The following is a 26,509-nucleotide window of genomic DNA, read 5'->3' as shown; positions in this document are numbered from 1 at the left end:
TATGAAAGCAAAGACGCTGAATTCCCATTCAGCGCTCTGTAAGGCCTATTTTTGTAAAAAGTTCTATCTAGAAATTCTATGACTTAAGATATGGTGGCCATTTTGGAGGAATTGGCTACGTGAATTACGGATTCTTGCAATTCTTTCTTCTGCCATCCGGTCCGCTGCTACGTAAGTCGGAATGCCATCACGTTTTGAAATTTCGATTATTTTTTCAATCGTCCCATATAGCTGTTCCACTTTTTTCATTGCCCGTTCTTGATTGTAACCATAGAGTTCATCCGCAACATTGATTACCCCGCCCGCATTAATAACATAATCTGGAGCATAAACAATTCCCATTTCGTGGATGATATCACCGTGACGAGTATCTTTTAATTGATTGTTAGCCGAACCGGCAATAACTTTTGCCTTTAGTTGCGGAATCGTTTCATCATTGATTGTTGCACCTAATGCACAAGGTGCATAGATATCACATTCCACACCATAAATTTCATCAGGATCTACCGCAAGTGCACCAAATGCTTCTACTGCACGGTTTACAGCCTCTTTATTAATGTCCGTTACAATGAGTTGAGCTCCTTCTTCATGTAAATATTCGCATAGCGTATAGGCTACATTTCCAACACCCTGAATAGCCACAACTTTTCCTTCAAGCGAATCAGTTCCAAACGCTTCTTTCGCAGCCGCCTTCATTCCGCGGTATACTCCGAAAGCAGTTACAGGGGAAGGATTGCCTGAAGAACCAAAGGCTGGAGAAATCCCGGTTACGAAATCTGTCTCTTCATGAATTAAATCCATATCTGCAACGGTTGTTCCTACATCTTCTGCTGTAATATATCTGCCGTTTAGTCCTTGGATATAACGGCCAAAGGCACGAAACATTGCTTCATTCTTATCTTTTCTCGGATCACCGATGATTACGGTTTTACCGCCGCCAAGATTTAATCCTGCCGCCGCATTCTTATAAGTCATTCCTTTTGCTAGGCGTAGTGCATCCTCAATTGCTGCTTCTTCAGAGGCATAAGTCCACATACGAGTTCCGCCCAACGCAGGACCTAGTGTTGTATCATGAATCGCAATAATTGCTTTTAATCCAGATTGTTTATCCTGACAAAATACCACTTGCTCATAATCGTATTGTTCTAAGTACTTGAAAATTTCCATGGGTAATTCCTCCTCGGGTTAGTGAATATCTATTTTGTTGTGCAACATAACGCTAGTGCAAGAGAATAAAGCTTACTTTCAGCCGTATCAGCCCTGGATGTTAAAACAATTGGTGCGCTTGCCCCGGCAATTATTGCCCCAACTTTTGCATTTGCGAAATATATTAATGATTTATATAATGCATTGCCTACTTCGATGGTTGGTACTAATAAAATATCTGCATTTCCTGCCACTTCACTATGAATCCCTTTGTGTTCAGCAGCAAGAGTTGATATGGCATTATCTAAGCCTAACGGTCCATCTACAATACAGTCTGAGATTTGTCCTCGCTTATTCATTACAGTTAATGCCGCTGCATCTAAAGTAGCCTGCATAGCTGGATTAACTACTTCCACTGCAGCAATGGGGGCCACTTTAGGCATATCTATGCCGATTGACCTCGCAAGGGTAACCGCATTTCTAATAATTTGTGCTTTTTGTTCTAAATCGGGAGCAATATTCATGGCTGCGTCAGTTATTATCGTAAAACGATTGAAGCCATGGACCTCAAATACAGCAATATGTGATAAAACATTTCCAGTTCTAAGCCCAAAATTCTTATTCAAAACAGCTTTTAAGAAAATATTGGTTGGAATGTTCCCTTTCATCAAGACACTCGCTTCTTTGTTAAAAACTGCCTTCACTGCTAACTCTGCCGCTTCAGCAGTCGAATCAGCGTGGATAACTTTTAAACAATCACCGCTCATGTTTTGATGTTTTTTCGATTCAATAATAGAATTAATCTTCACTTTGTCCCCAAACAGCATAAATTTGGCGAGATTTTGGTCCAATGCAGCTATGACAGCTTCAATGACTTCTAAATCTTCGGCAGCTACAACTGCCACAGTGTTTGAACTTCCTTGGGCTGCTTTGTTAATTAGTGAATCAAGCAACAAGTTGTCATCAACCCTTTCTCCTACTACTGTAACTCCCATAATAAAATATGCAATTTCTGTGCCAAATTCAATATCCATGAAAACGCTTTATTATCCAATTTTTAATGCGCATTTTTTTTCGTAGTATGAAATTTATTGCATGCTATTCTTTTCAATATTGTATTTTTCAAGCTTATAATATAAATTCCTTACGGACAATCCCAGCATTTTTGCTGTTAATGTCTTATTTCCATTTAATCTAATTAGTGTCTGCTTGATAATTTTCCCCTCATATTCATCCATTAAATCCGATAAGGAACGGTCTATCACAAAGGAATCATTACTATGGCTTACAGAAGACTCGTTTGTGGTTTTTTTATTTTTTAATTCTGGTAAGTGTTGTACATCAATAAGGGTCTCATTATACTGCATAAAAATGATTGCTCTGCCAAGAATATTTTCCAATTCCCGTACGTTTCCCGGCCAGTCATAATCCATTATTTGTTTTAGTGCAGCTGATGTAATTCCTTCTACATTCCTTCCATAATCCTGACTGATCTTTTGAATAAGCCTCTCATTTAAAAGAGGAATCTCCTCTTTTCGTTTCCTTAACGGCGGAATGTGTATTGGCATACGATTTAAACGATAATATAAGTCTTCCCGAAAGGAGCCTTTAGCAATACCCTTTTCTAAATTGACATTAGTTGCCGCAATAATCCTAACATTAATGGAAATTGGCTTTGTCCCACCGACTCGGACAATTTCTTTTTCCTGAAGAACCCTAAGCAATTTTGCTTGTGTATTAACTGGAAGTTCACCAATTTCGTCGAGAAAGATACTGCCATTATTAGCTTCTTCGAAAAAACCTCTTTTTCCACCTCTCATTGCACCGGAAAAAGCGCCTTCCTCATATCCAAATAGTTCACTTTCCAACAATGTTTCTGATATAGCTGCGCAATTGACCCGGATAAATTTGTTATATTTACGGTCGCTCGCATTATGTATAGCATGTGCAAACAGTTCCTTCCCTGTTCCTGATTCCCCGCGAAGAAGGACGGTAGCAGGAGTTTTTGCTCCTAGTTTGGCTTGCTCGATTGCAAGCATCATTTCATCCGATTGACCAATAATATCCTCAAAGGTGTATTTCGCTTCGAGCTTGCGGATCAATTCCCTGGCTCGGTTCAATTCTCGATTCAGTGATTTGATTTCGGACATATCATGAATAACACCAACACTGCCTTTTAATTTCCCTTTTACAATAATTGGAGCGACATTTACAATAACTTCACGTTTGTTTGGCCCCACTCTCATCGGTACACCTCGTACAGCTCTCTTTGTTTGCAGCACCTTCATATGCATACTTTCACCTTCAGAGATATCAGCTGTGGCTGGTTGGCCAATAATCTGATCATGCGTAAGCCCGGTAATACGGGAGTATGCCGGATTAATAAGGATACCTCTGCCAGTTTCATCCACAACAGAAATGGCATCATCACTAGAATGGATAATCGCTTGCAGCATCGTTTGAATTTCCTTTAAATCCGTAAGTTCTTCAGCAAGATTAACAACCTCAGTAATATCTTTAAATACAGCAAAAGCACCTATCAAGGTCCCATTTTCCTCGATAATTGGAATACGGGTTGTTATGATTTTTCGGTCATTATCTAGAACCATTTCTTGGTTGGCTTCAATTCTTCTTGTTTCTAGAATTAAAGGCAGTCTTGTGGTTGGAATAACTTCAACGACATATTTCCCAATCGCCTGCTCTCTCTTTACACCCATTATTTCTTGTGCCCTTTTATTGAATAAAATGACTTTTCTATCCTTATCAATTACCACCATTCCATCATTAGACGCATTAAAGATTAATTCCTGCTGGTAAGATTCATTTTTATGCTTTTCGATTAGTTCTTCTTTTTCTTGCATAATCTTAGCAACTAGAAACGCCACACTTCCGGGAATTAGAACGGTCTTTTGATTTTTAGCTTTTCTAATCTCCTGAAAAACAGTGTCACTACCTGTTACTTCAATGATGATATCAATTGGTTCTGTTAAAAAAGGATACCAGTCTTCCCCTGTTTTGATCCCTTCTGCTTGTGCTAATAAAACACCTGGCGCTTCCGGGTTCCGGTCGATAACAGCATCAACCTTTAATACCTCTGATTCATTTAAGATCTTTAAGATTGCCGTACCACCTTTTCCAGCACCAACAATCATGACATTTTGCATTTTTTCTACCCCTTAAAGAAATTTTTTTCATATCATCTTCAGAAAAATATGCAACTTTTTTCATTACTATTTTATACCCTAACACAGTCCTTGACAAATAATATCTAGGTAATTATATTTTCATGAGATATAATCTAATTATGACTGATATTACAGTAAAATTTGATATTGGAAGGATTAAGTATGAAACGAATTATTGCCCTCATCATTGTATTGATTCCTGGTGCTTTGGCTGCTGTTGGTATTAAATTAATGCGTGATATGTTATTCGGGATTTTGCAATCCTCATTCCCTAACTTATTGTTTCAATTTCTTTCTGGATTAATCTTTTTTGTTGGCGGTCTAGGCTTTGTGGCAGGATTTATCTTTCATCGAGACCGGAAAAGAAGCAAGGTACAAAAAAGGTTTAAAAATACAAAATAAAAAGAGGCCTCTAGGGTCTCTTTTCATATTGTTTTCGTAATTTTAACGCTTTTATTGGGTCATCAGTAATAATTGCCGTGCAATTTATCTTAAAAAGGCGATGCATATCAGTCTCTTTATTAATAGTATATGGCCTTACGGCGATCCCGTTATTTAATGTATTTATCATCACATCATCAGGCATGGTCGAGTATCGGGGATGTATCCCCTTTGCTCGAATGGCTTGGGAATAGATCCAGGGCATATAGATGCCTTCTAGAAAAAGCGGTGCCGTTTCAATTTCAGGTGCCAGACGATAGCAATTAACTATACTATAATGATTGAAAGAGGAAAGAATAATCCGATCCATTAAATCAAATTTACGAATAAGATGTATAACTTTTTCTTCCATACCCTCATAGGGAAAAAACGCGTTTTTTAATTCAATATTACATAATAATTTATTGGAGGTAAGCCACTCAAAAACTTCCGTTAAAGTAGGTATTGGCTCCTTTTTGGTACTTTTTTTATTGGCATTCAATTTCCTAAGATCCTTAAATAAAAATTCTTTTACCAACCCGTTCCCGCTTGTTGTTCGGTCAACTTTTTCATCATGAATGACAACTAATTCGCCGTCTTTTGTTAATTGAACATCTAATTCTACCCCGTCTGCACCGGCTTTTTCTGCTTCAAGAAAGGCGACAAGTGTATTTTCTGCAAATGAAGCCGAGTAGCCACGGTGTGCAAAAATTTGAGTCATATTTTCACTTCCCAACTACAAAATTAGAGGAATTCTTTAATGAAACCATTGCAGTTATCACCAGAAACAGCAATAAAGCTTTCCAAAAAGTTAAATGTGCCGTTAGAACAGCTTATGCATATGCCCCAACACATTCTCATCCAAAAACTTATGGAATTGGAAAAAGAGAAGGAGAATTAACAAATTCCTAAAAGTAAAAAACTCCTTTAGCTTATATGGAAAAGAAAAAGCCTTCATTTCTTACGATGAAGGCTTACAATTATTATTATTATTCATTTCAAGATGCCTTATGTTCAAGACGAAGCTTATCAGCAACCATGGCGATAAATTCTGAATTCGTTGGTTTTGCCTTAGTCATGCTGACTGTGTATCCGAAAAGGCTTGAAATGGAATCAATGTTTCCACGACTCCAGGCCACTTCAATCGCATGACGGATTGCTCGTTCAACACGGCTTGCTGTCGTATTATATTTTTTAGCGATATCTGGATACAGCACTTTCGTAATTGACCCTAAAAGTTCGATATCATTATAAACCATTGAGATCGCTTCACGTAAATAGAGGTATCCTTTAATATGTGCAGGGACACCAATTTCATGAATGATGCTCGTGATACTTGCATCCAAATTTTTCGGTTTTTGCTCTGATTGAGAACGATAAGAAGTTGATGTTGACTTTCGTGTAAATGTATTGCTATTTCCGCTAACTTGTCGAATATGGCTTCCTAGATTCTCCATATCAAATGGTTTCAAAATAAAGTAGGATGCACCAAGTTCAACAGCTTTCTTCGTCACATCTTCCTGGCCAAAAGCAGTTAGCATAATAACATTAGGAAGTACTCCTTTTTTTAGATCACGGAGGCGCTCAAGCACAGCCAAACCATCGAGATGAGGCATTATGATATCCAAAACCAAAACGTCAGGGTCTGTTGTTGATAACATTTCTAGACATTCTTGTCCATTATGAGCAATCCCTACAACTTCCATATCATCTTGGGACGAAATAAAGTCCTCTAATAATCCAACTAGTTCCCGATTGTCATCAACTACACAAACTTTAATTTTCTTCACTTCGAGTTCCTCCTCAGGTTTAAATCATAAGCTCTATTTCAAAACTTACATTTCTAATCAGTTTTAATCTCCTAATTCTATTCTAAATTAGAAATTCGACAATGCAACAAAAATTCCTCTCATTTTTTTAATATTTCTTAAAATAGTGATAAAATCTTAACTTTTCTTTGTTTTTCTCACCTTTTCGACGTAAACCGCGCTATATCCAAAATATGGGTTGCTTTTGTCGAAAAATGTTTAAAAAAAGCAAAATAGGGAAATCCTATTTTGCTTCCAAATGGTCCTAACTTGCTTTATTTTTCGGCATTTCATATATGTTAATTCCAGCTTCATTTAACATCCATTCAATGTGGACCCCATATCCTGAGGTTGGATCATTAACAAAAACATGTGTAACAGCTCCAATTAGTTTTCCATCTTGGATAATTGGGCTACCGCTCATCCCCTGAACAATACCTCCTGTTTTCTTCAGGAGCTTGGGGTCGGTTACTTTTATTACCATGCCTTTGGTTGCTGGAAACTTTTGCGGAATTGTGCTGACAATTTCAATATCAAATTCTTCTACACGGTCATCATTAACAACCGTTAAAATCTTTGCTGGTCCTTCTTTTACTTGATGTGATAATGCGATTGGAAGCGGTTTATCCATTACACCATTTTTTAATTCTTTTGCCATTTCTCCAAAAATTCCAAATGGGCTGTTCTTTTGGATATTGCCAACAATTTCACGGTCCGAGGAAAAGCGGGCAAGTTTTTCGCCAGGGTCCCCATTACTTCCCTTTTCAATCGAAGTTACGGTAGACCGAACAATTTGTCCGTCTTCAACAACGATTGGCTGTTTTGTATCCATGTCTGAAATTACATGCCCTAGGGCACCATATTTTTTAGATTGTGGATGGACAAAGGTCATTGTCCCAATTCCTGCTGCAGAATCTCTAATATACAAACCAAGCTTATAAATGTTTTCCCCTTTGTCTTTTAAGGGGGTTAATTTTGTTGTAATTTTTCCACTCTCTCGACTAATAACCATATCAAGAGGTTTACCCTCTTGTCCGGCAGCTTGCACAAAGGGTGCTACATCTGTCATTTTTTCAATTTTATTACCGTTAATTTCTGTGATGATATCCCCAATTTTTATTCCTGCAATTTCACCCGGGGACTTTTTTCCCGATATCGTATTGATTAAATGGTGACCTACAACCAAAACGCCCACAGTGTTTAATTTTACACCGATTGACTGACCGCCTGGAATAACCCTAAAATCCTTTAAGACATGCACATCGACCTTTTTTATCGGAATCCCTGCAAATTCTAACAGCATTTCACTTTTGCCATTTTCAGATGCCTTCATTGAAACCGTATGTGTTTCTTGATTGAGTGTGATATTTGAATGGTGAGAACCCAAAGCCGCTGATACCGGTGCAGCCTTTTGAAAACTATAGTCTTGTCCTTCAAAAACTGTAATCGTCTTAGGTATTGCAAGGTATTGCTGTATAGGCTGAAAAAATATTAGGCTAATTAATGAAACAAGGAGAATTCCACCAATAATCTTTCTAATTATTTCTAACTTCAAATTCTTCACTCTCCTCGCTTCTTTTCATTACATTGAAAAATGGCTACATCTTTAATTTTGCCTCCTTGACAATCATTTATAACTTCGTTCTACATAAAAAAGCTACCCAAAATGGATAGCATTACAATTTTTATTAAAAATATAGAAATTTTAGCCTTTTTAAAAGCAAATATCCCACTTTATTGCCTTGTCAAGGCACTTACACTTTTTTTGTTTTCCAGAGCTAAATATAATAATTCTTCCGCATGTTTTTTAGTTAGGTCGGTTATTTCTGTCCCGGATATCATCCGGCCAATTTCATTAATCTTTTCATCCATCTGTAAGGGAGTAACAGAAGTTTTCGTTCTTCCCCCTTTTATGATCTTTGAAATGAATAAGTGCGTATCAGCCATTGCTGCTACCTGAGGTAAATGTGAAATACACAAAACCTGTGATTCGGCAGCTACTTTATATATTTTTTCCGCAATGGACTGAGCAACCCTGCCGCTAACACCAGTATCGACCTCATCAAAAATAATGGATGTAACTCCCTGATGTTTAGAAAAAATACTTTTTAATGCCAGCATAATTCTTGATAACTCCCCTCCAGATGCAACCTTTGATAAGGGTTTCAATGGTTCACCGGGGTTTGTTGAAATATAGAATGCAACATGGTCGACACCGTTTTTTGAAAATTGCAATGAATTCGATTCAAATCTTATTTCAAAAACTGTTTTCGCCATATATAATTCTTTAAGTTCTTTATGTATTAACTTTGTAAGTTTTTCAGCCCATTTCAGACGAATTTCAGTTAACTGCTTCGCTTCGAGAATTAAGTCCTTTTTTACAGAAGTTAATTCTTTTTCTAATTCCCCAATATGTGTTTCTTTATTTTGTAATGTTTCAATTTCTTCTTCGATTTTCACCGCATACTCTACGATTTCATTGATTGTTTTTCCGTATTTCCGTTTTAACTGGTTAATTTCAGTCAAGCGGTCTTCAATTTCATGTAACCGCTGTGGGTCGAACTCTAATACATCTAATTCATTTCTTAAAACACCTGCTGCATCTTCCAATTGGTAGTAGCTATTCGACACAGCTTCGTAGATGCCCTTGTAAGCCGTATCAAGTGCAGCGGCATCTTCAAGGTGCCCCATAACCATACTAATCCAATCAAGACCCTTTTGTTCACCTTGCAGTGCCAATTGGCCCGACTGTAAGGACTCAAATACTCTTTCGAAATTACTTAGTTTTCTTTTTTCCTCAAAAAGGTCTTCATCTTCATTAAGTTTTAAATTTGCCTTTTGAATTTCATCCAATTGAAATTGAATTAAATCTAGGCGATGGGCAGTTTGCTGATCATTTTCACTTAATGCTTTTAACTTTTGTAAGGTTTGCTCATAACGTCGATATACTTGCTGGTATTCACTTAGTGAAGGCAATATATTATCAGCCCCAAATTGATCCAGCAGGGATAGGTGCCTTGAGTCATCCATTAATTCTTGATGCTCATGCTGGCCATGTATATCAACGAGGGTTGCCCCAATTTCCCTAAGCGTAGAGATTGTCACAAGCTTTCCATTAATCCGGCACACGCTTTTTCCTGTTTGGGAAATATCCCTTCTTAAGATAACCATTCCTTCTTCAACATCAATTCCAAATTCTAAAGCTTTCGCAATTACTGGATGCTTATGATCATCGACCTGAAACAATCCTTCTATTTCCGCCTTTTCCTCCCCATGACGAACAAATTCTGCGGACCCTCTGCTGCCAACTAATAAGTGAATCGCATCTATGATGATTGATTTTCCCGCACCAGTTTCCCCGGTTAAAACCGTTAATCCTTTTGAAAACGTTACTGACAAAGCTTCGATAATAGCGAAATTTTTAATTGATAATTCAGCTAACAAGAAACACTCCCCCCATTAAAGCATGTCTAGAAACCGGTTCGTAATGACCTCAGTATCTTCCGGTGTTCGACAAATGATTAACATCGTATCATCACCACAAATCGTTCCTAATATCTCTTCCCAATCAAGATTATCAATCAACGCACCTATTGCCATTGCATTACCAGGCAAGCACTTCATAACAAGCAAATGACCTGCGGAATCAATCCGTACAAACGCATCAATTAATGATCTTTTTAGCTTTTGTAATGGATTAAATCGTTGGTCGGCAGGTAAGCTGTATTTATATCGTCCATCGCTTAATGGGACCTTAACAAGATGCAGTTCTTTAATATCCCTTGACACGGTTGCTTGCGTTACATTATAGCCAGCACTTTTCAGTTCATCCACTAATTCATCCTGTGTTTCGATATCATTACTTGCAATAATTTCTCTTATTTTAATATGGCGTTGGCCTTTATTCATTATTTCACCCCGTAAATTGTTGAAAACCTCTAAGTCATAGGTTTAAACTCTCTCTTCTACCCATATGTTAGCCGATTTTATCAAGCTTGTACATTTTTTCTTGTAGTAAAAGAAGGAATTTTCTTTGAAAAAGAAATAAGGATAAGCATCTGCCTACCCTTCTGAATTTTGTTTTGTTTTAAATTCTAAGTGCGATTCCTTTACAATTTCAATGGGGGTAACAGGTAATTGATTGACTCCTATTTCTCGTTCACCTTCCCATCTTAAGTGGAGCAAGAATTCAATATTCCCATCTCCGCCAGTAATGGGTGAAAAGGACAAGTTTTTTATTGTGTATCCTTGTTGAAAGGCAAAATTAATGATTTTATCAATCACTTGTAAATGTACTTTTTCCTCACGAACGATACCCTTTTTACCAACCTGTTCACGCCCGGCTTCAAATTGCGGTTTCACTAAAGCGACAACGTCACTTCCAGAAACTAAAAGTGTTTTTAAGACAGGCAATATCAGCGTTAAAGAGATAAACGATACATCAATTGTAGCGAAATTTGGCATCTCTCCAATTAAATCAGTTGGTGTGACATATCGAAAATTTGTCCTTTCCATTACTACGACACGTTCATCTTGTCTAAGTTTCCAAGCTAGTTGATTATAGCCTACATCCAAAGCATATGACATTTTAGCCCCGTTCTGCAAAGCACAATCTGTAAATCCTCCAGTGGACGATCCAATGTCGAGAAGCACTTTGTCCGCGACGTTCACATCAAATACCTTTAATGCCTTTTCCAGTTTTAAACCACCGCGGCTTACATAAGGAAGAATCTTCCCTTTTATATTCAATGGAATATCCGTTTTTACTTTTTCTCCGGGTTTATCTAATCGCTCTTCATTTGAATAAACAAGCCCTGCCATGATGGTTCGCTTCGCTTTTTCCCTTGTTTCAATTAAACCTCTTTCGACTAGTAACACATCTAAACGTTCTTTATTTTTCATTGCTTAAGCCCTTTGTTGTTTTTTTCTAGCAAGAATGGATACCCGTTTGATAACTTCTTCTTTCGTTAAACCGATTTCTTCAAGAAGGGAGTTAACATCTCCATGTTCGATGAATTGATCAGGAATTCCAATTCTGTCGATGTGTGCGTGATAAAATCCTTGGGTCTGTGCGTACTCGAGAACTGCACTCCCAAAGCCCCCTTGTAAAACGGCTTCCTCAATGGTAAGAATCGGCATATTTTTTTCAAGAAGATTCGTTAGCATTTTCTCATCCATTGGCTTAATAAAACGAGCATTAACAATCTTAACGGATATCCCCTTTGTTTCAAGCACTTCCGCTGCTTGTAAAGCCATTGGAATGGTTGTTCCAAAAGTTAAGATAGCCGCATCATCACCTTCTTTAAGTACCTCCCAGGTACCGATTGGAATGGCATGTAATTCCTTATCCATTGGAACACCAAGGCCATTTCCACGTGGAAATCTCATGGCAATTGGACCGTCATCATAATTTAGTGCGGTGTAAACCATATGCTGTCCTTCATTTTCATCTTTTGGCATCATTAACACTAAATTTGGAACATGTCTTAGAAAAGCAATATCAAAAACTCCCTGATGTGTTTCACCATCTGCACCAACTAGACCAGCGCGGTCTATTCCAATAAAAACATTTAAGTTTTGACGGCAGATATCATGTACTACCTGATCATATGCACGCTGTAAAAAAGTTGAATATATAGCCAAAAAAGGTTTCATATTTTGTGTAGCTAAACCCGCTGCTACGGTCGCTGCATGCTGCTCTGCTATCCCTACATCGTACATTCGCTCAGGGAATTCACTGGCAAAGCCTTCGAGTTTAGACCCAACAGGCATAGCTGGTGTAATGGCAACAATTCGTTCATCCGTCCTAGCAAGCTTACGAACCGTCTCACTAACAAGGCTGCTCCATGCAGGTGGTGGTGTTTTTGAAGGTTTTAAGAAAGCACCCGTGTCCATTTTATAGGGGCCAGTTCCATGCCAGGTACCTGTTTTATCACTTTCGGCAGGCTTATAGCCCTTTCCCTTTTTAGTAATTACATGAAGAAGTACCGGACCTTCTGTCTTTTTGGCATAGCTGAAATTCTCAAATAACGCTTCAAAGTTATGACCATCAATGGGACCTAGATAAGTAAAACCTAATTCTTCAAAAAACATCCCGGATACAAATAAATATTTAAGGCTGTCTTTCACTCTTTCAGCAGTTGCGGCTAATTTCCCACCAACTGCAGGTACTTTTTTCAATAGGACTTCCAGTTCATCTTTCACCCATTGATATTTTCCCGCTGTCCGCAATTGGCCAAGAATATTATGAACTGCACCTACATTAGGAGCGATTGACATTTCATTGTCATTTAAGATAACAATCATGTCTTTTTTCTCATGTCCAATATGGTTTAAGGCTTCCAAAGCCATACCACCGGTTAAGGCACCATCACCGATTACTGGAATGACAAAAGATTTTTCTTTTTTTAAATCTCTAGCAATTGCCATTCCCATTGCAGCTGAAAGAGAAGTGGAACTATGGCCTGTTTCCCATACATCATGCTTGCTTTCAGACCGTTTCGGGAATCCACATAAACCTTTAAATTGCCGCAATGTATCAAACTCACATGCTCTGCCAGTTAGAATTTTATGAACATAGGACTGATGACCTACATCCCAGATAATCTTATCAGAGGGACTGTTAAAACATTTATGTAAGGCTATGGTTAACTCGACTACACCCAAATTCGGTCCAATATGGCCTCCGGTAACGGATAGCTTTTCAATCAAAAATTTGCGGATCTCTTGACTTAAAGCCTCCAATTCAGTATTCGACATGCCCTTTAAAAAGGCTGGGTCTTTTATTGATAATAGATCCATGTTTGGACCACTCGCTTTCATACTTTTATGCATTCTTCTTTTTGTTGCCGTGTTATAATACACATTCTCAAAATTTATTTTATTAAAAAATAGCCGCTAACACGCGAGTGATAACGGCATTGACAACATTTTCTACAATGAAAACAATTATAACACACTTATTTCAATGCCTCAAACACCGTTTTCTAATGATCTCTTGAAGCAATTAATTCAGTTATTTCCATAAGTAGGCCCGTATTCAAGCCTGTCATACCCAGGTATTCCTTTGCCAGGTTTATTTGTTTTGTTAATGCAGCAATAGCTCCGTCTAACGATAACAACTGTGGATAGGTACTTTTATCATTTGTGGTATCACTGCCAACAGGTTTCCCGATTAATTGTTGATTCCCTACCAAATCAAGAATATCATCCTGGATTTGAAATGCGAGACCTAGATGATGGGCAAAGGAAGAAAGACTTTTTAATTGTTCCCGATTTGCATCTGCTAGCAACGCTCCAGCAAGAACACTAAATCCAAGCAACTTACCCGTTTTATGTATGTGGATATACTCTAGCTCTTCAAGGGTTAAGGATTGCCCCTCTCCTAGCATATCTGCCACTTGGCCGCCAACCATTCCTTCTGTCCCTGCAGCTTTTGCCAGCTCTACCACTAATTTTAGTTTTGTTTCCGCAGAAGCGAATTCAGATGGAATCTTTCCAATTACCTCAAAGCTATAAGTTAATAAACCATCACCAGCTAATATCGCAATGGCATCACCAAAAACTTTATGATTGGTTGGTTTTCCTCTCCGAAGATCATCATTATCCATGCTTGGCAAATCATCATGGATTAGGGAATACGTATGAATCATCTCAATCGCTGAAGCAGCCAGTAGCCCTTTTTTGGGTTCTACTCCAAATGCGTCTAAAGTAGCGAATAGTAAAAGGGGGCGAATTCGTTTGCCGCCTGCTTCAAGTGAATAAACCATGGATTCCTTAATGATAGGAGGGGCATTAAGCTTATTAACCAGAGTTCGAAGCTCCGAATCAAGCAGAAGTTTATATTCTTGTGCAAATGCATCTAGTAACTCGGTTCCCAAGTCTTATTCCTCCTCATCAATCGTGAAACTCTCCGTTCGCCCGTCCTCATGTATTATTTGTGTTAATTGTTCCTCTACACTTTTTAATTTATCATGGCAAAGTTTAGATAATTCCATACCTTCTTTATAGAAGATAATTGCTTCTTCTAAAGGTACATCTCCTTCTTCGAGCTTATCTACGATTTGCTCTAATTTTGTCATAGCATCTTCAAAGGAAATTTTATTTTCATTCGTCACGTTCTTCGCTCTCCTTAATATTCTCAACTTTACAGAAAAGACTTCCATCTGTTAATTGTATCTGGATTTGCTCGTTCATATTAACTTGATTTATGCTTTTAATCAGACGGTTTTCTTCCGAATATGCCAGACTATATCCACGCTCCATAATTTTCAATGGGCTTAATGCCCCTAGAGTCGAAAGAATCCGGTCAAAATCGGTTTGTTTTTTCAAAAGAACTTGTTGCATCGCCCGTTTTATCTCTTTATTGGTTAGGTCTAAACGTTTTTGAGCTTCAAGTAATAGTTCGCTTGGATGATTTCTCTGCAAGCGTTTAGATAGGATTTCGTGTTGTCCTTTTTTTATTTGTGACAATCTAGACGCCCCGCGAACAAGCAGTTCCGTTAATTTATCAACCTGCTCAAGCTTTTGTTCATAAAGTCGATGTGGATAACGAAAGGCATATGATTTCTGAACTCGGATCAATCGTTCTTTTTCAAACTCGAATTTCCCCTTCATCGTGCGAAGAAGACGAGATTGCCGCTGTAATACTCTTTCGAATAACTCATCAATTTGTGGGACGGCCAGTTCTGCAGCAGCTGTCGGAGTTGGCGCTCGTAAATCCGCCACAAAATCGGCAATGGTAAAATCGGTTTCATGACCGACAGCGGATATGATGGGGATCTCTGAAGTATATATTGCACGGGCAACGAGCTCTTCATTAAAAGCCCACAATTCCTCTATTGACCCCCCGCCGCGTCCGACAATAAGCACATCAATTTCATTCATGCGATTCGCTTTAGCAATTGCGCTCGCAATCGAAGGTGCTGCTTTATCCCCTTGTACGAGGGCAGGGAGAACAAGAATATTTGCAATAGGATAACGTCTTTTAATTGTCGTGATGACGTCTCTAATCGCGGCTCCTGTGGGTGAGGTAATCACACCAACAGTTCTGGGATAAAAAGGTATCGTCTTCTTTGTTTCTTTCGCAAATAATCCCTCTAATTCAAGTCTTTGTTTTAGCTGTTCATAAGCTAAAAACAATTCACCTATGCCATCTGGCCGCATTTCCTTAATATATATCTGATATTGACCACTTGGTTCATAGAGGGAAATTTCTCCGCGGACAATTACTTTCATGCCGTTTTCCGGTGTGAACTTCATTGTCCTTGATTGACTCGAAAACATAACTGCCAGAATACGGGCCTTTTCATCTTTTAAGGTAAAATACATATGACCGCTCGAATGCTGCTTATAATTTGAAATTTCACCTCTTACATGAACATCCCGTAAATGTGGATCTGCATCAAATTTTCTTTTTATGTATTTGGTTAAAGCATTCACAGATAAGTATCTTTTTTCTTGCATAGGTAACTCCTTTTTTGACCAACTAAGTCAAATGAAAACTCTTTGATTAGCGAAAAACTGTCCTTATCTATTAAAGTTGATAAAAGATAAGGACAATATCGTAGTTAATTGCGATTAAGGCTTTCTGCTGCCGATTTTAATGTATTGAACATTAGCATCGTAATGGTCATCGGGCCAACTCCTTTAGGAACTGGAGTGATGTATCCGGCTTTTTCGCTTACTTCAGCAAAAGCAACATCACCGCAAAGCTTTCCAGCTTCATTACGATTGATACCAACATCAATGACAACTGCACCGTCTTTAACATGCTCAGCCGTAATAAAATTCGGAATCCCAACAGCTGCTATAAGGATATCCGCTTGATTTGTATGTCCCTTTAAGTCCTTTGTTTTAGAGTGACAATAAGTTACTGTTGCATGTTGATTTAAGAATAATTGACCGACCGGCTTTCCGACAATATTACTTCTTCCAACCACGACCACATGCTTCCCTGCAACTGAAATCCCTGTTTCTTCAAGTAGTACCATAATGCCGTATGGTGTACAAGGTAAAAAGGCATTTTGCCCTGTCATCATCCTGCCGATATTAATCGGGTGAAATCCATCCACATCCTTAAAAGGAGAGATTGATTCAATGACCTTTTTTTCATCAATATGTTTGGGGATTGGTAACTGAACTAAAATGCCATGGATTTGATCGTCCATGTTTAATTCTTCAATTTTTGATAATAATTCCTGTTCGGAAATTTCCTCTGGCAATTCAATTAATACTGAATTCATCCCAAGTTCTTTGCAGGCTTTTTCTTTATTGGTTACATACGTCCGAGAAGCATGGTTATTTCCGACAAGAATAACGGCTAGTCCGGGAGTTACACCGAGCTTTTTGAGCTTGCTGACTTCTTCAGCAATTTCCATTCTTTTTTTTTCAGCAATTTCTTTTCCATTAATAATAGTAGCGGTCATTTTCTCTTCTCCCTTTGTACTTAGCGAGGACCTAATCAATTAATCGTTAAGAACCTTTTGCTTTACCTTTGAAAGAACTCCATTAATAAACTTACTTGATTGGTCGTCACCGAATATTTTTGCAATCTCAATGGCTTCATCCAAAATAACATTTTCTGGAATTTCATTTCGAAAAAACTTCATTTCATATGTAGCTATTCTTAATAAATTTCGATCAACCGTTGCCAGCCGGTCTATGGTCCATTTTTCAAGATTTTCACCTATTAACTTGTCTATTAAGGATTTTTGTTCGACTACTCCTAGGACAAGTCTAGATAGATACTCGTCACCTGCCTCTCCTTGTAACACATGTTCAATTGCTGCAGACGGCTCAGTGTTGCTGATATCGATTTGAAAAAGTGCCTGCAATGCCTTTTCCCTTGCTGTTCTTCTTTTCATTATACCTTTAACTCCTTTAGAGAAATTGATTTATTTTTGTCTATTTTTCATACGGTGAAGCTTCTATAAGTAATTAATATTCATATAGGATGCACATAAACGATAATAGCATAACTAAAAACGATTCGCACTCTAAGGTTAATATTTTTCCAATATGTAAGCACTTTTATTTAAAACTTCTTTTTCGAAAAAGAAAAACCAAAGGATATGCTCCTTTGGTTTCCAACTTTTAGACTTCTGACTCCACAATCTCTGGTTCATTCTTATGGTTTTCAAATTGAATTCCAACCACATGAATGTTTACTTCTTCGGCATCTAAGGCAGTCATATTTAACAAAGCTTGACGAATATTATCCTGTACTTTTCCAGCGACTGATGGAATAGAAATTCCAAACTTCATCATACAATAAACATCTACTTTAATTCCCGACTCAGTTAGTTCAACTTTAACGCCTTTTCCATGGTTCTTTTTTCCTAAGCGCTCAACCACACCTGTTGCAAAATTCCCACGCATCGCAGCTACTCCTTCTACCTCAGACGCAGCAATGCCAGCAATAACCTCAATGACTTCAGGAGCAATTTCAACTTTTCCATGACCGTTACTGCCTTGTTCCATTTCCAAGACACTGAACTCACTCATTCAAAACACCTCCAGATATTAATTAGACTTCATTACATCATGCAATTCCAAGAACTTCGTATTAAATCCACCCTCGACAAACTTTTCATGATTCAACAGTTTTAAATGGAACGGAATCGTTGTATGAATCCCTTCAACAATGAATTCACTTAATGCACGTTTCATTCTTGAAATTGCCTCTTCCCTGGTTGCACCATATGCAATGACTTTCGCAATCATGGAATCGTAATAAGGCGGAATCGTATACCCTGGATATGCTGCTGAATCGATACGTACACCAAATCCACCAGGTGGAAGGTACATGTTGATTTTCCCAGCAGATGGAAGGAAATTCTTTTCTGGATTTTCAGCATTAATCCGACACTCGATTGCCCATCCAGTAAAAGTAACATCTTGTTGTTTTAACTTTAATTTCTCTCCAGAAGCCACTCGGATTTGTTCTTTAATAAGATCTATACCAGTGACCATCTCAGTAACAGGATGTTCCACCTGAATTCTCGTGTTCATTTCCATAAAATAAAACTTTCGATTGCGGTAGTCATATATAAATTCTACTGTTCCCGCACCTGAATAATCAACTGCTTTCGCAGCTTTAACGGCTGCATCTCCCATTTCTTCTCTTATTTCTCCATCTAATGCTGGTGAAGGAGATTCTTCAAGAAGTTTTTGCAACCTGCGCTGGATCGAGCAATCTCTTTCCCCTAAGTGAATCGTGTTTCCAAAGGAATCGGCAAGAACCTGAATTTCAACATGGCGAAAATCTTCAATATATTTTTCAATATATACTCCAGGATTACCAAAAGCAGTCAATGCTTCTTGTTGGGTGATATTTATGCCTTTAATTAATTCCTGCTCATTCTTGGCAACGCGAATCCCTTTGCCTCCACCGCCAGCTGTTGCTTTTATTATCACTGGGTATTGGATTTTTTTCACAAGTTCAAATGCCTCATCAATATCATTAATAATACCGGTTGAACCTGGAACAATTGGGACGCCCGCTTTCCGCATCGTTTCCCTTGCGATATCCTTTGTACCCATTTTTGTAATAGCTTCTGGGCTTGGGCCAACAAATATTATGTTACATTCGCGACAAAGATCTGCGAAATCAGCATTTTCGGCTAAGAAACCATATCCTGGGTGAATGGCATCACAAGCTGTAAGCTTTGCGACACTAATAAGATTTGTAACGTTTAAATAACTGTCTTTTGATGAGGTAGGACCAATGCAATAGGCTTCATCTGCAAGTTGGACGTGCAATGCTTCACGGTCCGCTTCCGAGTAAACGGCAACAGTTTCAATTCCCATTTCCCGGCAGGCTCTAATAATTCTAACTGCAATTTCCCCTCTGTTTGCAATTAACAGTTTTTTGATCATGCTGTTATCGCTCCTAACTTAAGGCTTTACTAAAAATAAAGGCTGTCCGTATTCTACTAATTGTCCACTTTTAACAAGAACTTCAACAATTTCGCCGTTTATTTCCGCTTCAATCTCATTAAATAATTTCATTGCTTCGACAATACAAACAATTGAATCCTTTGTTACAGTTGAACCAATTTTAACATATGCGTCAGCGTCTGGAGTTGGTGAAGCATAGAATGTCCCAACCATCGGAGAAACAATTTTATGAAGATTTGTAGTGTCTGCTTGGTTAGCCGTTTCTGCTTCCTGAAGCTCCTGCTTTAATTCTTGAATGGTAACAGAAGGTGTCGCTGTCGTTAAAACCGGTTGTGGCGTTGATACAGTTTCAACTTCTTGTGGAGCTGAATTTATTTGTGAAACATATGTAGCAGCAACATTTTTTTTCATTTTGATTTTTGAACCTTCGTTTTCATATACAAATTCATCAATACTTGACTGATCCACCAATTTTATCAATTCGCGAATTTCTTGTACTTTTAACATTGAGTTACACCCCTCGTACTACAAAATTATGACTAACTACTATAACTATACGATAATATCTAGTAAAAGTTCAATGATGTAAATAATTACCTTTTTCCCCTTTACACCCTTCATATTAATCATAATAGTTTTCTTAACAAAAGGGAATTTTTATAGTAATAGTCGTTCAACATATTATTTTACCCTATTTCATAACAAACAATCAAAATAAAGAAAGTCGGTTGACGGCTTTGAACCATGTCTGTTGCTTTGCGCTCCAGGCACTTCCGCGCAAATCAACAGAGTGTAATATTCATTTAAGACCCTCAACTCATAAAAAATTAGTAATTTAGATTTGACAAAATAAAAAATTGTCGAGAAAAATAGTCTTTCTCGACAATCTGGGAAAGTGGTTGACTTTCCTTTTTGCATAGATTTATTTTGTTGGTTGGAATTCTACGGCTACATAATTGGTTTCGCCAATTTCCTTTTTCACCTGTAAAATGATTTTATTAGCTTCTGTGGCTGAAGGCTTCTTTTTGGATTTTACAGTAACTCTGACTTTTTCACCATCTGCTCTAACTAAAGCATCTTCATAACCCATGGTTTTGATTAAGGTTTCAAGAATTTCTTCTTTTTGAGCAGTTTGATTCAATTTATCCATTTGATCCTTTACTTTTGACCGTTCGACGGCAGGTAGATCTGTGGAGGCTAACTCAGTTGTTAGTTCCTCTTGCTGTTCGCTTCTAAGATCATTAAGTTTCATTCGTAATTCTTCAAACTGCTCATCACCCGCCACGGTTGATACAATCGTTTTATCTTCTTTAGCTTCCGTTTTTGTTTTCCCTTTATTTTGCTCCTTCGCATCTTGCTTTATGGCCGCCATATCATTGCTCTTCTGCTCGGGTGAAGTAATGTAATAAACAGATAATACAACTACTAAACTTAACATCGTTAATAACCAAACTGTTTGTTTTTTCAATAGCATGGAAAAACACCCCTTTTATTTTTTAGGCATGACAGCAACTCGGTGACTCGGTACATCTAATGCGCGTGTGACTGCTTCAACAATCCACTTTTTCACTTGGATGTTATCTGCGCCTTTCGCAACCACTAAGACACCGCGAATGACAGGTTTTTTCGTTTCTACTACAATAGGAACCTCTTTTTCGCCTTCACGTATAATCACAAGTTGTTCATCTGTTGAGGCTTCCTGTACTTTACGCTGCCCGCCATCGCGATCTGTTTCTTCCGTCGTTTGCGATTTTGAAACCCTATTTTTTTCAAGAATTTTCTTATCAGTAGCATCAATATTGACAACAACAGTCACATCATTTACCCCTAACATTTGTTGGAGGGCTTTCTTAAGTTGATTTTCATATTTTTCTTCATATTTATCTAAAGCCTTATTGCCAGTGCCCTTATTTAACCCAAATGCCGGGACATCTTCGGCTGCTGCCTTTTCGCTCGTCGTAACAGGTGTATCAGCTGCATTCGAGTTTGTTTTAAATACAATATTGCCCACAAGCATTAAAGCGGCTCCGATACATAAAACAATGAGCATATACTGGTATTTCCCTGGTTTCTTATCAGATTTACCTTCTATTTTGAGCACCTTTTTGAGCCATGAAAATGGTCCTTGGTTGTTATCCATTATTCTTTTTAATCCCCCCTTCAATCGAAACTTCAACTGTTTTTTCGGTCACATTCCATTTTTGCGAAAGAAAAGCGGCTATTTTTTCAGCTTCTTCTGTTGAGCTTTTGGATGGAAGAGGTGTTGCTGTGTTAATTTCGACTTGTTTGATTGCTTCGACTGTCTTCACTTCATTTTCTGGTTGTTTCAGAAGAACTGTAACCTTTTGGAGGTTGTCTGGGAATGCTTCGTCGCTTTCTTCATTTGTAGCTAGATCAATTTTTGCTATCTCCAATCCGTATTGTTCCATCAACTCCTCTTTCACGTCCTTTTTCAGTTGGACAGCCATTTCTTCTAAAATATATGCATGTTGTTGAGCTTGTATTTCTTTTTTCTTTAAATCTATTGAATTTTTCATATTTTTTTCTCCAGGGGCTTGATAGGAAGGTATTGAACCCAATGCTGTTTCAAAATCCTTAGAGATCAATTTAAAGATTGGTGTCAGAATAATCGCAATTAAGAGGAGGCCTGTAACCATCTTTGTGTACTTTTGCATACTTGAATTGGGGAGGAGCATATCAATTACCGTGGCTAACAGGATAAATAAAATAATATTCGTTACCCACTCTATTAAAAATCCCATATGAATCCTCCCTATCTCATCATCATTGTCAGATTGCCTGCCGCAACAATAACCGTTATACATAAAAAGAACATCAATGAAACAATCGCTAAAGCTGCAAACACGTAAATGACACTCTTACTGATAATATCCAAGCAGGTAATAATTGGCCCGCCGCCTAATGGCTGCAAGATAGCCGCAGCAAATTTATAGATAAAGGCAATCATTAAGATTTTTATAGCCGGGAAAGCAACAATGATAAGCAAAATCCCAACCCCGGCGATGCCGACTGTATTTTTTAATAGGACCGATGCACCAACCACCGTATCAGTGGCATCTGTAAACATCCGGCCAATAACTGGTATAAAGTTCCCAGTTACAAATTTTGCTGTCCTGATGGTTATACCGTCTGTTACAGCAGCAGATGCCCCTTGAACGGATATAACACCTAGGAACACTGTCAAGAAGAGGCCCATTAACCCAATACACCAGTTCCTTAGCAGCGCTGCTAATTGTGAAACCTTATACTGTTCTGACATCGTGCTAACTATACTCAACAAAGTTGCTAAGAAAAGAAGAGGCAGGATAATATACTGCATAAACATACCGCTTATATTCATTAAAAACAAAATCACTGGATGAAAGAAAGCTGCTGAAATAAGTCCGCCGGAGGCTGCTATTAATGCAAGTAAAAGTGGGACAAGTGCCAGCACAAAGGAGATCATCGATCCAATTGCCTCATTTGTATAACTGATAGCAATATGGAAACTATTCAGGGCAATAATCACTAAAACCATATACACAATTGAATAGGCAACCTTGCTAATCGTGCTTTTCTCAAACGCGTTTTGCATGGATTGAAGAAACATACTAAATATGGTTAGCATTATCAACGACCCTAGTAATTTTCCGTTAGAAACAAACTCTTGGAAAGCAAACTTTACTACTCCCAATCCCCACTGTTTAAACGAAAATTTCTTTTCACCGCTGACAAAGTCATACAAGCTTCCCTTTTGGCTTTCAGGAAGAAATCCACCGTATTTATTAGTAATATCCTCCCAAAATTGTTTGAGTTCTGTCATATCGAGGGTTTTAAGCTGGGCATCCACTAACTCCTGCGGAGAAAGTGGGTTTGACGGGTCTTTGGTCTCGTCAGCAGCTTGTACACCTGAAAATGATAAAAAAAAGAATACAAGAATCATAATGGGAATAAACTGCATTCGCTGCTTCATTTTTACACCTCTTTTTACGGACTTTCATTAGCTCGGAATAAGCTTGATGATCGTTTCAATTAAAACAGTTAATATCGGGATTGCCATTGCAAGGATAATAATTTTTCCTGCTAATTCAATTTTAGAGGAGAGCGCTCCCTGGCCGGCGTCCTTCGTTATCTGGGTGGCAAATTCAGCGATATAAGCAATTCCAATAATTTTTAAAATCGTTTCAATATAGACCATATTAACTTTTGCATTCACTGCCAGTTTTTCTAGCATATGAATGATTTCATAAATTTTATCCACTAAGAAAAGGAAAATAACACAGCCAACAAAAACGATTAAGAGGAAAGCAAAATTTGGCTTCTGTTCTTTAACAATTAATGCTAGAAAGGTGGCGACAAGTGCTATTCCGACTATTTTTATGATTTCAATCTTCGGGCCCCCCCTTCTATTGATATAAAAATACTGATTTAATTTTTTGGAAGAGGTCATCCACAATGGATGCTACTTGGAATAAAATATAGATAAACCCAAACAATGTAACCCACTGTGCGTATTCCTTTTTCCCTACCTGGTCAAGAACTGTATGCAAAAAAGCAACAACGATTCCCACACCAGCAATTTTAAAAATAATATCTACTTCTAAACCCATTGCTTTTCCCCCTAAAATAATAAAATAATCAGTAATAATCCTGATAAGAATCCGAGGCTCTTGACCATTTTTTCATAAGTTACTTGGGCTTGAATCGCATCGACCTCTTCTCGTTCAAGATGTGTCAGCGTCAGCATGATATGTTTTTGTTGGGAGATACGATCATGTCGACCAAGGGTTTCTCCAAATTGCTTCATGACTTCAAATTCGCCCTGCTTTAAAGCCGTGGAATTCCATATTTCTCTTAATGAAGTTTCCCATGCCTCTTTAACGGTTGTCTCAGTGTCCGTTAATTTCTTGGAAAAGGACTCAAAAAAGGTTGAAAGCGGCTTTGAAAGCTGTTCTGCTAACCTCCTTGCAGCCTCATGTAACGGTGTATGACCATACATAATTTCTGCTTCCAGTGATTGCAGGGCAGTCCTTAAAGCACGAAGCTGCTTTGGTCGCTCACTAAAGCGCCTGGAAATCTCAAATCCAATCCATGTTGTTGCGACAATAATGAATACAGCACCTATAAGCTTAATCATTTAAGTCACTCTCACTTTTTGATTCATTTCTATACCATTTGCATCTAAAATATGTGTAACCGTTCCAGGTCCTGATTTCCTGCTTAGGACAACAAACCGTTGAAAGATTTTTTGATCAAGAATCTCACGTAAAGAGGGTCTGTTCCTTACTTCTTCGATGCTCGTCCCATGGGTGGTCATCATTAACTTTATCCCCGCGTGAACCGCTTCCTGGATGGCCTCAGCATCTTCTTTCCGGCCGATTTCATCAACAACCAAAATATCAGGGCTCATCGAGCGAATCATCATCATCATTCCTTCAGCTTTCGGACAGGCATCTAGTACATCCAAACGGTCTCCAAACGTTAATTGTGGGATTCCATTCACACATCCGGCAATCTCACTGCGTTCATCTACAATCCCAACCTTACTTGCCTGTATGCCTTTCACTAACAAACCTGACGAGGCGATTCTTGCAATATCCCGCAGTAATGTTGTTTTTCCTGTTTGCGGCGGACCAATCACCATCGTATGCATCCAATTACCCTGATATATATACGGAATAATTGACTCAGCTATCCCTACTTTTTCCCTTGCTATCCGTATATTAAATGAGGAAATATCCCTAATTGCCTTGACCTTGCCACCTTCAAGGATAACCTTGCCGGCCAGCCCAATCCGATGGCCACCAGAAACCGTTATAAACCCTTGTTTAAGTTCCTCTTCGAGTGTATAGATGGAGAAATGGCTGATTTTATTCATTAGGTGGAACGCATCATCAGGCTGAATAATATACGATAAAAACTTTGGTGCACCCTTCATGGTCATTTCAATCGGTCGATTAATGCGTATACGGATTTCTTCTAATTCTTCTTTTTGATTAGGAGGGATTTTGTTGATTAGGTCGGCAATATTTTTAGGTAAAAAATTTAGGATTGATTCCATGAAAGTATCCTCCTTGTATTTGCCTTTCTCATTATTTAAAATGTATGCCTGCTTGGTCACATTATGACTTTCAAATCTGTCATTTCTTTGCTATTTTTTGGATTATTACTAGAACAAATTAAGATAGGTTTAAACATTTGGGGTTGGAACATTTTGAGATGTCAGTCGTATTTTATAGAAAAGAATAACCGTAAAGGGGGAGAGTGAAGTGCACAATTACCATCCATTAATCCGAAGCGGATTGGCTCCCAAGGATCATTTAATCAAAGTGTCAGGTGAAGGAGAATTGGCCATCTCGCCTGACTCCGCTTCGGTAAACATCGGAGTTATCACAGATGGCAAGCAGTTAATTGCAGCCCAGCGGCAGAATTCGCTAGAAGTGACCAAAGTAATCGACGCTCTTACCGCACTGGGAATTTCTAAAAATAATATACAGACTTTCGATTATCGAATTGAATCCATGTACGATTATGATCAAGGGAAACAAATTTTTCGCGGCTATAAAATAACTCATATCTTGCAGATAAAACTAGAGGATTTATCACTCGTTGGGAAAGTAGTGGATACCGCTGTACAAAACGGTGTGAACTTTGTCTCTAATGTCCAATTTACTGTGAAGAACAAGGATGCCTTTTATAAACAGGCCTTGGTGCTTGCAGTAAATAATGCAACTGACAAAGCAAAAACTATAGCAAGGTCCTTAAACGTTGAGTTAATTCCCATACCAAGTGTAATTGTTGAAGGAGGAAGCACAGTCCAGCCTATCTTTAACCAGCTAGAGACTTTCGTAAAAGCAAGTACCTCAACCCAATTAGAACCGGGACAAATAATAATCAAGGCAGAAGTGATCGCAGAATTTCACTTTAAACCGTTTCAATAAATGATAAGTTAAAGCCCAATGATAATTTTGGCACCTTGTTGATTGGAGCGGAAGGCGCGAAGACTCCTGCGGGAGTACGGGACAGGGGAGACCCCGCAGAAGCGAAGCG

The 26,509-nt window shown here is 38.2% G+C and carries 29 protein-coding genes; 3 read left to right on the top strand and 26 right to left on the bottom strand.

Translation table 11 applies throughout. The annotated features are described in order from the left end of the window. Window positions 1-63 precede the first annotated feature (63 nt). From bcd to BDR01S_RS15255, 3 genes are all read right to left on the bottom strand, one after another. The gene (gene bcd / locus BDR01S_RS15265) at window positions 64-1,167 is read right to left on the bottom strand and encodes a branched-chain amino acid dehydrogenase (RefSeq protein WP_066257451.1); all 1,104 of its coding nucleotides are present in this window, start codon (window positions 1,165-1,167) and stop codon (window positions 64-66) included. Window positions 1,168-1,196: 29 nt separating this feature from the next. Further along, window positions 1,197-2,102, bottom strand: a complete 906-nt coding sequence (yqiS, locus tag BDR01S_RS15260; RefSeq protein WP_066260252.1) for a phosphate butyryltransferase — start codon at window positions 2,100-2,102, stop codon at window positions 1,197-1,199. 132 nt (window positions 2,103-2,234) lie between these two features. Then, window positions 2,235-4,310 (bottom strand): sigma 54-interacting transcriptional regulator, encoded by a 2,076-nt coding sequence (locus tag BDR01S_RS15255; RefSeq protein WP_066257452.1) that lies wholly within the window; start codon window positions 4,308-4,310, stop codon window positions 2,235-2,237. A 183-nt stretch (window positions 4,311-4,493) separates the two neighbouring features. On the opposite strand from BDR01S_RS15255, the gene BDR01S_RS15250 reads away from it, so the two are divergent. Beyond that, window positions 4,494-4,733 carry a DUF2627 domain-containing protein gene (locus tag BDR01S_RS15250; RefSeq protein ID WP_066257454.1) on the top strand — a complete coding sequence of 80 codons (240 nt, stop codon included), beginning with the start codon at window positions 4,494-4,496 and terminating at the stop codon, window positions 4,731-4,733. A 10-nt stretch (window positions 4,734-4,743) separates the two neighbouring features. On the opposite strand, the gene BDR01S_RS15245 is transcribed toward BDR01S_RS15250, so the two are convergent. Next, window positions 4,744-5,472, bottom strand: a complete 729-nt coding sequence (locus BDR01S_RS15245; RefSeq protein ID WP_066257456.1) for a glycerophosphodiester phosphodiesterase — start codon at window positions 5,470-5,472, stop codon at window positions 4,744-4,746. A gap of 39 nt (window positions 5,473-5,511) precedes the next feature. Here BDR01S_RS15245 and BDR01S_RS24945 point away from each other — a divergent pair, with 39 nt between their 5' ends. Continuing rightward, window positions 5,512-5,652: a YycC family protein gene (locus tag BDR01S_RS24945; RefSeq protein ID WP_066257459.1), complete on the top strand. Its 141-nt coding sequence runs from the start codon at window positions 5,512-5,514 to the stop codon at window positions 5,650-5,652. 97 nt (window positions 5,653-5,749) lie between these two features. Here the strand turns inward: BDR01S_RS24945 and spo0A are convergent, their stop codons facing one another. From spo0A to spoIIIAA, 22 genes are all read right to left on the bottom strand, one after another. Beyond that, window positions 5,750-6,541 carry a sporulation transcription factor Spo0A gene (gene spo0A / locus BDR01S_RS15240; protein ID WP_066257460.1) on the bottom strand — a complete coding sequence of 264 codons (792 nt, stop codon included), beginning with the start codon at window positions 6,539-6,541 and terminating at the stop codon, window positions 5,750-5,752. Between the two features lie 283 nt (window positions 6,542-6,824). Beyond that, window positions 6,825-8,114 (bottom strand): SpoIVB peptidase, encoded by a 1,290-nt coding sequence (gene spoIVB / locus BDR01S_RS15235; protein WP_066257462.1) that lies wholly within the window; start codon window positions 8,112-8,114, stop codon window positions 6,825-6,827. A gap of 179 nt (window positions 8,115-8,293) precedes the next feature. Further along, window positions 8,294-10,003, bottom strand: coding sequence for a DNA repair protein RecN (gene recN, locus BDR01S_RS15230; protein WP_066257464.1), 1,710 nt, complete (start codon window positions 10,001-10,003; stop codon window positions 8,294-8,296). Between the two features lie 15 nt (window positions 10,004-10,018). Next, window positions 10,019-10,468, bottom strand: a complete 450-nt coding sequence (ahrC, locus tag BDR01S_RS15225; RefSeq protein ID WP_066257466.1) for a transcriptional regulator AhrC/ArgR — start codon at window positions 10,466-10,468, stop codon at window positions 10,019-10,021. Window positions 10,469-10,621: 153 nt separating this feature from the next. Beyond that, window positions 10,622-11,461, bottom strand: coding sequence for a TlyA family RNA methyltransferase (locus BDR01S_RS15220; protein WP_066257467.1), 840 nt, complete (start codon window positions 11,459-11,461; stop codon window positions 10,622-10,624). A gap of 3 nt (window positions 11,462-11,464) precedes the next feature. Next, window positions 11,465-13,360 carry a 1-deoxy-D-xylulose-5-phosphate synthase gene (dxs, locus tag BDR01S_RS15215; RefSeq protein WP_066257468.1) on the bottom strand — a complete coding sequence of 632 codons (1,896 nt, stop codon included), beginning with the start codon at window positions 13,358-13,360 and terminating at the stop codon, window positions 11,465-11,467. A gap of 185 nt (window positions 13,361-13,545) precedes the next feature. Then, window positions 13,546-14,439: a polyprenyl synthetase family protein gene (locus BDR01S_RS15210; RefSeq protein ID WP_066257470.1), complete on the bottom strand. Its 894-nt coding sequence runs from the start codon at window positions 14,437-14,439 to the stop codon at window positions 13,546-13,548. A 3-nt stretch (window positions 14,440-14,442) separates the two neighbouring features. Continuing rightward, window positions 14,443-14,676, bottom strand: a complete 234-nt coding sequence (locus BDR01S_RS15205; RefSeq protein ID WP_066257472.1) for an exodeoxyribonuclease VII small subunit — start codon at window positions 14,674-14,676, stop codon at window positions 14,443-14,445. Continuing rightward, the gene (gene xseA / locus BDR01S_RS15200; RefSeq protein ID WP_066257474.1) at window positions 14,666-16,024 is read right to left on the bottom strand and encodes an exodeoxyribonuclease VII large subunit; all 1,359 of its coding nucleotides are present in this window, start codon (window positions 16,022-16,024) and stop codon (window positions 14,666-14,668) included. Before xseA ends, BDR01S_RS15205 begins: the two co-directional genes overlap by 11 nt. 104 nt (window positions 16,025-16,128) lie before the next feature. Further along, window positions 16,129-16,986 carry a bifunctional methylenetetrahydrofolate dehydrogenase/methenyltetrahydrofolate cyclohydrolase FolD gene (gene folD, locus BDR01S_RS15195; RefSeq protein ID WP_066257476.1) on the bottom strand — a complete coding sequence of 286 codons (858 nt, stop codon included), beginning with the start codon at window positions 16,984-16,986 and terminating at the stop codon, window positions 16,129-16,131. Between the two features lie 39 nt (window positions 16,987-17,025). Continuing rightward, entirely contained in the window at window positions 17,026-17,424 is a 399-nt protein-coding gene (gene nusB / locus BDR01S_RS15190) for a transcription antitermination factor NusB (protein WP_066257478.1), read from the bottom strand. Window positions 17,425-17,653: 229 nt separating this feature from the next. Continuing rightward, a complete protein-coding gene (locus tag BDR01S_RS15185) occupies window positions 17,654-18,064 on the bottom strand; it encodes an Asp23/Gls24 family envelope stress response protein (RefSeq protein ID WP_066257480.1) in 411 nt (136 codons plus the stop codon). Window positions 18,065-18,082: 18 nt separating this feature from the next. After that, the gene (accC, locus tag BDR01S_RS15180) at window positions 18,083-19,438 is read right to left on the bottom strand and encodes an acetyl-CoA carboxylase biotin carboxylase subunit (RefSeq protein ID WP_066257482.1); all 1,356 of its coding nucleotides are present in this window, start codon (window positions 19,436-19,438) and stop codon (window positions 18,083-18,085) included. A gap of 18 nt (window positions 19,439-19,456) precedes the next feature. Then, window positions 19,457-19,966, bottom strand: a complete 510-nt coding sequence (gene accB / locus BDR01S_RS15175) for an acetyl-CoA carboxylase biotin carboxyl carrier protein (protein ID WP_066257484.1) — start codon at window positions 19,964-19,966, stop codon at window positions 19,457-19,459. Window positions 19,967-20,381: 415 nt separating this feature from the next. Then, on the bottom strand, window positions 20,382-20,933 hold the full coding sequence (locus tag BDR01S_RS15170) for a SpoIIIAH-like family protein (RefSeq protein WP_066257486.1): 552 nt from the start codon (window positions 20,931-20,933) through the stop codon (window positions 20,382-20,384). A 15-nt stretch (window positions 20,934-20,948) separates the two neighbouring features. Beyond that, window positions 20,949-21,599: a stage III sporulation protein AG gene (gene spoIIIAG, locus BDR01S_RS15165; RefSeq protein ID WP_066257488.1), complete on the bottom strand. Its 651-nt coding sequence runs from the start codon at window positions 21,597-21,599 to the stop codon at window positions 20,949-20,951. Then, a complete protein-coding gene (gene spoIIIAF / locus BDR01S_RS15160; protein WP_066257489.1) occupies window positions 21,592-22,221 on the bottom strand; it encodes a stage III sporulation protein AF in 630 nt (209 codons plus the stop codon). Before spoIIIAF ends, spoIIIAG begins: the two co-directional genes overlap by 8 nt. A gap of 11 nt (window positions 22,222-22,232) precedes the next feature. After that, on the bottom strand, window positions 22,233-23,432 hold the full coding sequence (spoIIIAE, locus tag BDR01S_RS15155) for a stage III sporulation protein AE (RefSeq protein ID WP_066257491.1): 1,200 nt from the start codon (window positions 23,430-23,432) through the stop codon (window positions 22,233-22,235). Between the two features lie 27 nt (window positions 23,433-23,459). Next, window positions 23,460-23,909: a stage III sporulation protein AD gene (gene spoIIIAD, locus BDR01S_RS15150; protein ID WP_082797446.1), complete on the bottom strand. Its 450-nt coding sequence runs from the start codon at window positions 23,907-23,909 to the stop codon at window positions 23,460-23,462. Next, window positions 23,866-24,069: a stage III sporulation protein AC gene (gene spoIIIAC / locus BDR01S_RS15145; RefSeq protein ID WP_066060661.1), complete on the bottom strand. Its 204-nt coding sequence runs from the start codon at window positions 24,067-24,069 to the stop codon at window positions 23,866-23,868. Before spoIIIAC ends, spoIIIAD begins: the two co-directional genes overlap by 44 nt. An 11-nt stretch (window positions 24,070-24,080) precedes the next feature. Continuing rightward, complete coding sequence (spoIIIAB, locus tag BDR01S_RS15140; protein WP_066257496.1) at window positions 24,081-24,596, bottom strand: stage III sporulation protein SpoIIIAB; 516 nt, start codon at window positions 24,594-24,596, stop codon at window positions 24,081-24,083. Next, window positions 24,597-25,520 carry a stage III sporulation protein AA gene (gene spoIIIAA / locus BDR01S_RS15135; protein WP_066257498.1) on the bottom strand — a complete coding sequence of 308 codons (924 nt, stop codon included), beginning with the start codon at window positions 25,518-25,520 and terminating at the stop codon, window positions 24,597-24,599. Window positions 25,521-25,728: 208 nt separating this feature from the next. Here spoIIIAA and BDR01S_RS15130 point away from each other — a divergent pair, with 208 nt between their 5' ends. Further along, window positions 25,729-26,400, top strand: coding sequence for an SIMPL domain-containing protein (locus BDR01S_RS15130; RefSeq protein WP_066257500.1), 672 nt, complete (start codon window positions 25,729-25,731; stop codon window positions 26,398-26,400). Window positions 26,401-26,509: the final 109 nt, after the last annotated feature.

It is taken from the genome of Neobacillus drentensis NBRC 102427 (assembly GCF_001591445.1).
Taxonomy (GTDB): Bacteria; Bacillota; Bacilli; order Bacillales; family Cytobacillaceae; genus Neobacillus; species Neobacillus drentensis.
The sequence above is the reverse complement of the archived record's forward strand: the minus strand, read 5'-3'. Positions and strand labels throughout refer to the sequence as shown.

What these genes read in the sequence shown, in the direction of transcription:
- BDR01S_RS15250 (WP_066257454.1), top strand. Translation starts at nt 4,494, where the DNA reads ATGAAACGAATTATTGCCCTCATCATTGTATTGATTCCTGGTGCTTTG.
- folD (WP_066257476.1), bottom strand. Translation starts at nt 16,986, where the DNA reads ATGACCGCTACTATTATTAATGGAAAAGAAATTGCTGAAAAAAAAAGA.
- BDR01S_RS15220 (WP_066257467.1), bottom strand. Translation starts at nt 11,461, where the DNA reads ATGAAAAATAAAGAACGTTTAGATGTGTTACTAGTCGAAAGAGGTTTA.
- spoIIIAA (WP_066257498.1), bottom strand. Translation starts at nt 25,520, where the DNA reads ATGGAATCAATCCTAAATTTTTTACCTAAAAATATTGCCGACCTAATC.
- xseA (WP_066257474.1), bottom strand. Translation starts at nt 16,024, where the DNA reads ATGCAAGAAAAAAGATACTTATCTGTGAATGCTTTAACCAAATACATA.
- ahrC (WP_066257466.1), bottom strand. Translation starts at nt 10,468, where the DNA reads ATGAATAAAGGCCAACGCCATATTAAAATAAGAGAAATTATTGCAAGT.
- accB (WP_066257484.1), bottom strand. Translation starts at nt 19,966, where the DNA reads ATGTTAAAAGTACAAGAAATTCGCGAATTGATAAAATTGGTGGATCAG.
- dxs (WP_066257468.1), bottom strand. Translation starts at nt 13,360, where the DNA reads ATGGATCTATTATCAATAAAAGACCCAGCCTTTTTAAAGGGCATGTCG.
- BDR01S_RS15170 (WP_066257486.1), bottom strand. Translation starts at nt 20,933, where the DNA reads ATGCTATTGAAAAAACAAACAGTTTGGTTATTAACGATGTTAAGTTTA.
- nusB (WP_066257478.1), bottom strand. Translation starts at nt 17,424, where the DNA reads ATGAAAAGAAGAACAGCAAGGGAAAAGGCATTGCAGGCACTTTTTCAA.
- BDR01S_RS15185 (WP_066257480.1), bottom strand. Translation starts at nt 18,064, where the DNA reads ATGAGTGAGTTCAGTGTCTTGGAAATGGAACAAGGCAGTAACGGTCAT.
- spoIIIAF (WP_066257489.1), bottom strand. Translation starts at nt 22,221, where the DNA reads ATGGGATTTTTAATAGAGTGGGTAACGAATATTATTTTATTTATCCTG.
- BDR01S_RS24945 (WP_066257459.1), top strand. Translation starts at nt 5,512, where the DNA reads ATGAAACCATTGCAGTTATCACCAGAAACAGCAATAAAGCTTTCCAAA.
- accC (WP_066257482.1), bottom strand. Translation starts at nt 19,438, where the DNA reads ATGATCAAAAAACTGTTAATTGCAAACAGAGGGGAAATTGCAGTTAGA.
- spoIIIAD (WP_082797446.1), bottom strand. Translation starts at nt 23,909, where the DNA reads ATGACCTCTTCCAAAAAATTAAATCAGTATTTTTATATCAATAGAAGG.
- bcd (WP_066257451.1), bottom strand. Translation starts at nt 1,167, where the DNA reads ATGGAAATTTTCAAGTACTTAGAACAATACGATTATGAGCAAGTGGTA.
- spoIIIAG (WP_066257488.1), bottom strand. Translation starts at nt 21,599, where the DNA reads ATGGATAACAACCAAGGACCATTTTCATGGCTCAAAAAGGTGCTCAAA.
- BDR01S_RS15255 (WP_066257452.1), bottom strand. Translation starts at nt 4,310, where the DNA reads ATGCAAAATGTCATGATTGTTGGTGCTGGAAAAGGTGGTACGGCAATC.
- spoIIIAC (WP_066060661.1), bottom strand. Translation starts at nt 24,069, where the DNA reads ATGGGTTTAGAAGTAGATATTATTTTTAAAATTGCTGGTGTGGGAATC.
- BDR01S_RS15245 (WP_066257456.1), bottom strand. Translation starts at nt 5,472, where the DNA reads ATGACTCAAATTTTTGCACACCGTGGCTACTCGGCTTCATTTGCAGAA.
- spoIIIAB (WP_066257496.1), bottom strand. Translation starts at nt 24,596, where the DNA reads ATGATTAAGCTTATAGGTGCTGTATTCATTATTGTCGCAACAACATGG.
- spoIIIAE (WP_066257491.1), bottom strand. Translation starts at nt 23,432, where the DNA reads ATGAAGCAGCGAATGCAGTTTATTCCCATTATGATTCTTGTATTCTTT.